General features: G+C 72.4%; 6 protein-coding genes. 4 read left to right on the top strand and 2 right to left on the bottom strand.

What is annotated here, in order from left to right; translation table 11 throughout:
• Positions 1 to 25: 25 nt before the first annotated feature.
• Positions 26 to 1,498, bottom strand: a complete 1,473-nt coding sequence (locus SSP08S_RS01535; protein ID WP_026178088.1) for an NsdA family TPR-like regulatory protein — start codon at positions 1,496 to 1,498, stop codon at positions 26 to 28.
• A 272-nt stretch (positions 1,499 to 1,770) separates the two neighbouring features.
• Between SSP08S_RS01535 and SSP08S_RS01530 the strand changes: the two genes are divergently transcribed.
• Together SSP08S_RS01530 and SSP08S_RS01525 are read left to right on the top strand one after the other, a co-directional pair.
• Complete coding sequence (locus SSP08S_RS01530; protein ID WP_019065810.1) at positions 1,771 to 2,205, top strand: hypothetical protein; 435 nt, start codon at positions 1,771 to 1,773, stop codon at positions 2,203 to 2,205.
• Positions 2,206 to 2,360: 155 nt separating this feature from the next.
• Positions 2,361 to 3,233, top strand: a complete 873-nt coding sequence (locus SSP08S_RS01525) for a spermidine synthase (protein ID WP_019065809.1) — start codon at positions 2,361 to 2,363, stop codon at positions 3,231 to 3,233.
• A 24-nt stretch (positions 3,234 to 3,257) separates the two neighbouring features.
• Here the strand turns inward: SSP08S_RS01525 and SSP08S_RS01520 are convergent, their stop codons facing one another.
• Positions 3,258 to 3,800 carry a hypothetical protein gene (locus SSP08S_RS01520; protein WP_019065808.1) on the bottom strand — a complete coding sequence of 181 codons (543 nt, stop codon included), beginning with the start codon at positions 3,798 to 3,800 and terminating at the stop codon, positions 3,258 to 3,260.
• A 111-nt stretch (positions 3,801 to 3,911) separates the two neighbouring features.
• Here SSP08S_RS01520 and SSP08S_RS01515 point away from each other — a divergent pair, with 111 nt between their 5' ends.
• Both SSP08S_RS01515 and SSP08S_RS01510 read left to right on the top strand, forming a co-directional pair.
• On the top strand, positions 3,912 to 4,616 hold the full coding sequence (locus tag SSP08S_RS01515) for a response regulator transcription factor (RefSeq protein ID WP_019065807.1): 705 nt from the start codon (positions 3,912 to 3,914) through the stop codon (positions 4,614 to 4,616).
• The gene (locus SSP08S_RS01510; RefSeq protein WP_019065806.1) at positions 4,613 to 6,016 is read left to right on the top strand and encodes a HAMP domain-containing sensor histidine kinase; all 1,404 of its coding nucleotides are present in this window, start codon (positions 4,613 to 4,615) and stop codon (positions 6,014 to 6,016) included. Before SSP08S_RS01515 ends, SSP08S_RS01510 begins: the two co-directional genes overlap by 4 nt.
• Positions 6,017 to 6,057 lie beyond the last annotated feature (41 nt).

Here is a 6,057-nt window from a genome sequence, read left to right as displayed (position 1 = left end):
CCCCCACCGGCCGCCGGTAAAAAGACTACGCAGCCGTCCGAGGCAGACTGGAGTGCCTCTCCAAAAACGCAGACACCCCCGAAGCCCGCCGATGAGGCAACAGCACCCGCGCAGTCCCCGCCAACATCGTCTGAATCCGCGACGACTGCACCAGGTCCAAAAGATCAAGCACCCGCATCCCCGCAGTCGCCGCCTCGTCGGGCCGCCCCCCGCGCGCGAGATCATCGGCAAGCTCAGCCGTGTACAGCGCGATGTTCCGCGTGAAGTGCGGATCCTGAAGCTGGGCGGCACGCCGAGCGTGCCGCGAAGCCCGCGGCCAGTCGCCCAGCGTCGACCAGCACTGCGCCTCGAGCCCCTCCAGCTCGGCCTCTCCGTAGAAGCTCATCCACTCGGGGTCGGCCTCCGACTGGCCCCGCTCGTAGAGGGCCTGCGCGCGGGCCAGCGCCTGTTCGCAGCCGGTGCGGTCGGCGAGCCCCGCCCAGCCGCCCGCCTCGCGCAGCGCGAGCAGCGACATCAGACGGGCCGAGCCGAGGGGGCGGGCGACGCGCTGCGCGGCCTGTGCGGCGCGCACCGCCTCGCGCGGGCGTCCGGCGTCCCGCGCGAGGAACGCCGTATTGCAGAAGGCGTGTGCTTCGAGGCCCGCGTCGCCGGTCACCCGGGCCGTGGCGAGGGCTTCCGCGTAGTGCGAGCGGGCGTCGTCGAAGCGGCCGGAGTCGTGGGCCAGCCAGCCCACGGAGATGGCGAGTTCACCGGCTCCGGAGTGCAGTCGCTCGGCGACGGACTGCCGGGTGGTGCCCGCGTCGAGCAGGGCGTAGGCGGCGCGCAGCGGGGCCGCCGCGCGCCGGTAGAGGCCGTCGGCGCCGTGCCGGTCGTCGAGCAGCCGGATTCTGCGGACGGCCTCTTCCAGGGCGCCCGCCTCGCTCGTACCGGGACGGCGGACGGAACGTTCCGCTGCCACGGCGTCCAGTGTGAGCCCGAGCGGGCCCAGCGTGCCGGCGGCCACCGTGACGGTGCCGCCCCTCATGAATGCGCGACGCAGCACGTCGCTCTCCTCGTGGTTCTCGTGGTTCTCGTGCGTGTCGTACGGGTCCGGTGTGTCATACGGCTCGTACGCCCCTCGCGTCTCATCCGGCCCACCCGTCTCGCCCTGGGTGTATGCCGGGCTCGTGAGGTGTGCGGGGGGCGCGTCCTCGGCGGTGCGCGCCCCGCGTCCGCGTACGGACGAGCGGGGCGCGAAGCCGAGGTCGGCGAGCGTGCGGCCGGGGAACATGTGCAGGAACACCCGTTCGTACGCGTAGTTGGGGCAACGGATCTCACCGGCTTCGACGCGGCCTACGTAGCGCGCGTCGCAGCTGACCCGCTCGCCGATCTCGCGGGCGGACCGGCGTACGGCCGCGGCGAACTCCGCCGGTGAGCGCTGTCCGCGCAGCCGCCGGAAGGCGAGATTGGGTCTCGGTGGTTGGGGGGACTGGGGCGGGGTCACCATTGACGACGCCATGGCCGGGTCCTCTCGTGCGAACCGTCGAACCATGCCGGATTCAGGGTGACTTGTGTGAGTGACGCCCTGTTTCCAGCGGGCAAGAACGTACCTGCTGTGCACGACCCGCCACGCAGGGTTTGGCTACAAACCGGATATCTCATCCGGGATCTGCCATGAACTGCCATCCTTTGCGGCGGACTTGTGCCGTAGCCGTTGACGCTTCGACGCGTTGAACTCCATGGATCCGGGAGCCACCCGACTCCCGACCCGCTCGTCCAAGGAGGGGTTCCGTGGTGGAGACCGGGATGGAGACCAGTCAGAGCGTCGATCCTCGAATGCCGAGCGCGGAGTGCAGTGCGCCACCTTTCGCGGACTCCGCCTGCGATCTGGTGACCGTGCCGACGCGGCAGGGCCTGGAGGCCGTCGACATCCTGCGGCGCGGGGCGGGCGACGGGGTCGGCCCCGTGCTGCACGACGACGGCGGCGACACCCTCGGCTTCCTGGTCCCGCCGGGCACGGCGGCGGCCTGGGACGTCCCGGGCAGCACCTGTACGGAGACCCACGGCCGGGGCCTGCGTCTGGCCCCCGACCCCGAGCCCCCGGTCGAGGGCTCCGACTGGCTGCTGCCCCCCGGGGACGCGGACCTCGCGACCGACCCGGCGGTCCTGCGGGCCGCGCTGGACGAGGCGGCCCGGTTGATCGAGGCGGCGGACGGCTGTCGCTGAGCGCGGGGCGCTCCGCTGGGAGCGTGGTGATCAGTCTGCGGGCCGGTGGGGGGCTGGTCGCGCCCAGGCGGCGGAGCCGCATATCGACACAGCCCCGCGCCCCCATGGGGCGAGGATGCCGCGCAGTACCGTTCCCGCCCGCCGATAATGGGCCAATGGGAAAGTCCAGGAACACCCGGCGAGGTGGTGCCGGCTCCGCCGAAGCCGTCGTCGAGGCCGTCGACGGCGGGCTCGCCGAGCTGATACCCGACCGGGACCGCGCGCGGGCCTGGACCCTGTTGATCGACGGGGCGCCGCAGTCCTACGTCGACCTCGGCGACCCCGCGTATCTCTCCTTCGAGTACCAGCGCCGCCTCGGCCACGTCATCGACCTCGCCGCACCGGCGGGCAAGCCGATCCAGGCCGTGCACCTGGGCGGAGGCGCCCTCACGCTCGCCCGGTACGTCGCCGCCACCCGCCCCCGATCCACCCAGCAGGTCGTCGAGTTCGACGCGGCACTCGTCCAACTGGTCCGCCGCGAGCTGCCGTTGGACCCGAACGCGCGGATCCGGGTGCGCTCCACCGACGCCCGCGCGGGACTCGCGAAGCTCCCCGAGGGCTGGGCGGACCTGGTCGTCGCGGACGTCTTCAGCGGCGCCCGGACCCCCGCCCACCTCACCTCCACCGAGTTCCTCGACGAGGTACGCCGCGCGCTCAGACCCGGCGGGATCTACGCCGCCAACCTCGCCGACGGCCCCCCGCTCGCCCACCTGCGGGGCCAGATCGCCACCGTGGCCGCCCGGTTCACGGAACTCGCGCTGATCGCCGACCCGACCGTGCTGCGCGGCAAACGGTTCGGCAACGCCGTCCTCGTCGCCTCCGACCATCCGCTGCCCCTCGCCGAACTCACCCGGCGCGCCGCCTCCGACCCCCACCCCGGCCGGCTCCAACACGGCCGCGAACTCACCGACTTCACGGGCGGCGCCGTACCGGTGACGGACGCCGCGGCGGTCGCCTCACCGGCACCGCCGCCGTCGGTGTTCCGCTAGGCGGCGCAAAGCGCCTCAAAAACCTCAGTAGTTGCCCACATCCACCCGCGGCGCCCCGTCGTGCCACGTGCAGATCACCGACACCTTGCCCGTGCCCTTGGTGAACTCCACCCGGAGCCACGAGTCCGTCTTCCACACCTGCATCGACCAGCCCGTACCCGGCGTCGCCGACACGAGCGTCACATAGGCCGGATCGGTGTCGAGTTCGAGCACCACCCGCCCGCCGTCGGTGTCGTAGCTCTTGACCTGACCGGAGGTGGAGACGGAGGGGGACGGGCTCGCCGTCGGCGTCTTGGTGGGGGTCGGACTCGGGGTGCGGGTCGGTGTCGGGGTGCTCGACGGGGTCGGGGCCGCCTCGGCCCGTACCGTCGGTTCGGCGGGCGGTGTCGCCTCCTGAGCGGTCGCGCCGGCCGCCGTGATGGGCAGGGCGCGCGGTGGGTCGTAGGCCGTGCCCGTCATGACCGTGTGGACGCCCCACCAGGACAGCGTGACCGCCGCGCCGGTGGCGAGCGACCAGGCCAGCACGTGCATGAATCCGTTGACGAGTCCTCTGGGCATCGCGGCCATACTGCCTCACGCGCCCCACGGGTGTCGCGGTGATGGCCATCGCTTTGTCCACAGGGGGGAGTTGTCCACAGGCCCGGATACGGTTCGCCCGCATGGGCTACGGTGCGGCGCATGGCAAGTGTGCTCGTGGTCGAGGACGACCAGTTCGTACGCTCGGCCCTCATCCGGCATCTGACCGATGCCGCGCACACGGTGCGCAGTGTCGGTACGGCACTTGAGGCGCTGCGCGAGGTCGCCCATTTCCGTTTCGACGTGGTCATCCTGGACCTCGGACTGCCCGACCTGGACGGGTCCGAGGCACTGAAGATGCTGCGCGGAATCACCGACGTACCGGTGATCATCGCCACCGCCCGGGACGACGAGACGGAGATCGTCCGCTTGCTCAACGCGGGCGCGGACGACTACCTCACCAAGCCCTTCTCCGTCGACCATCTGTCCGCCCGCATGTCCGCCGTTCTACGGCGCTCCCGCGCCACCACCGGCGAGGCGCCCCCGTCCTCGGTCCTCCGCGTCGGCGGACTGACCGTCGACCCGCTGCGCCGCCAGGCCGACCTGGACGGCGTCCGACTCGACCTCACCCGCCGCGAGTTCGACCTCCTCGCCTTCCTGGCCGGCCGCCCCGGTGTGGTCGTCCCGCGCAAGGAACTCCTCGCCGAGGTGTGGCAGCAGTCCTACGGCGACGACCAGACGATCGACGTCCATCTGTCCTGGCTGCGCCGGAAGTTGGGGGAGACGGCGGCCCGGCCGCGCTATCTGCACACCCTGCGGGGTGTCGGCGTGAAGCTGGAGCCACCGGGAGCGGAGTCGCTGCGATGAGGTGGGCACTGGTCAGGGTCTGTCTGGCGATCGCGGCCATGGTCGTCGTCGCCTTCGCGGTCCCGCTCGGGCTCGTCATCAAGGAGATGGCCCGCGACCGCGCGTTCTCCAACGCCGAGCGGGAGGCCGCCGCCGTCGCCCCCGCGCTGTCCATCACCACCGACCGGGACCAGCTGGAGAAGGTCGTCGCCTCGGCGGGAGCGGACTCCGGGATGGCCGTCCACATACCGGCGGGGGAGGGAAAGGCCGCCCTCGACATCGGCCGGCAGCGCGCCGTCGGTAAAGACATCGCGACCGTACGGAAGCTGGGCCGCGCCTCCACCACCGAGGTGCCCGGCGGCTCCGTCCTGCTCCAGCCGGTCGCGCTCAGCTCCGGCGAGATATCCGTCGTCGAGGTGTTCGTCCCGGAGTCGGAGGTCAGCAACGGCGTCGGTACGGCCTGGGCGGTGCTCGCAGGGGTCGGCATCGCGCTGATCGTCGGTTCCGTCGCGGTCGCCGACCGGCTGGGCGTACGGATGGTGCAGCCCGCGCAGCGCCTGGTCGAGGGCGCGCACGAACTGGGGGAGGGGAAGCTGGGGGCGCGGGTGCCCGAGGAGGGGCCGACCGAACTGCGGCTGGCGGCGGTCGCGTTCAACTCCATGGCCGACCAGGTCGTACAACTGCTCGCGAACGAAAGGGAGTTGGCGGCCGACCTGTCGCACCGCCTCCGAACCCCCCTCACCGTGCTGCGGCTCAACGCGGCCTCGCTCGGGGACGGTCCGGCCGCCGAGCAGACGCGGACCGCCGTCGCGCAGCTGGAGCGGGAGGTCGACACCATCATCCGGACCGCGCGCGAGGCCAAGCCGCAGACCGTGGCGGCCGGGCCCGGCGCGGGGTGCGACGCGGCCGAGGTGGTGCGTGAGCGGATGCGGTTCTGGTCCGCGCTCGCCGAGGACGAGGGCCGCAAGGTACGGGTGGCCGGGGTGGAGCGTCCGGTGCGGATACCCGTGGCCCGCGCCGACCTGGTCGCCGCTCTCGACGCCCTGCTGGGCAATGTGTTCCGGCACACGCCCGAGGGCACGGCCTTCGCGGTCGACGTGCACAACAGCGAGGACGCGGTGATCGTGCTCGTCTCGGACGCGGGCTCCGGCATACGCGACCCCGAGGCGGCGATGGCCCGCGGGCGCGGCTCCGGCAGCGACGGCTCGACCGGGCTCGGCCTGGACATCGTGCGCAGACTCGCCGAGTCGACGGGCGGGGACGTCCGGATCGGCTCCTCGATGCTCGGCGGCACGGAGGTGCGGATCTGGATCCAGCTGGACGGGCGGGTGCCGGAGCGCAAGGGGCACCGCGGGGCCGTACGACGGCGTCGGCGGGGCAGATTGGTCTCTACCTTTAACCGTTCCCGATCCCTCCCTTAAGCGCGCCCTAAGATCGCCAACCCCTGCCCGGATCAGGCGCT

Origin of the sequence: Streptomyces hokutonensis, from assembly GCF_000376565.1 — a bacterium.
GTDB lineage: Bacteria > Actinomycetota > Actinomycetes > Streptomycetales > Streptomycetaceae > Streptomyces > Streptomyces hokutonensis.
The sequence above is the reverse complement of the archived record's forward strand: the minus strand, read 5'-3'. Positions and strand labels throughout refer to the sequence as shown.

Excerpts from the sequence above, each read along its gene's own strand:
- SSP08S_RS01535 (WP_026178088.1), bottom strand. The coding sequence starts at position 1,498 with ATGGCGTCGTCAATGGTGACCCCGCCCCAGTCCCCCCAACCACCGAGA.
- SSP08S_RS01525 (WP_019065809.1), top strand. The coding sequence starts at position 2,361 with ATGGGAAAGTCCAGGAACACCCGGCGAGGTGGTGCCGGCTCCGCCGAA.
- SSP08S_RS01510 (WP_019065806.1), top strand. The coding sequence starts at position 4,613 with ATGAGGTGGGCACTGGTCAGGGTCTGTCTGGCGATCGCGGCCATGGTC.
- SSP08S_RS01515 (WP_019065807.1), top strand. The coding sequence starts at position 3,912 with ATGGCAAGTGTGCTCGTGGTCGAGGACGACCAGTTCGTACGCTCGGCC.
- SSP08S_RS01520 (WP_019065808.1), bottom strand. The coding sequence starts at position 3,800 with ATGGCCGCGATGCCCAGAGGACTCGTCAACGGATTCATGCACGTGCTG.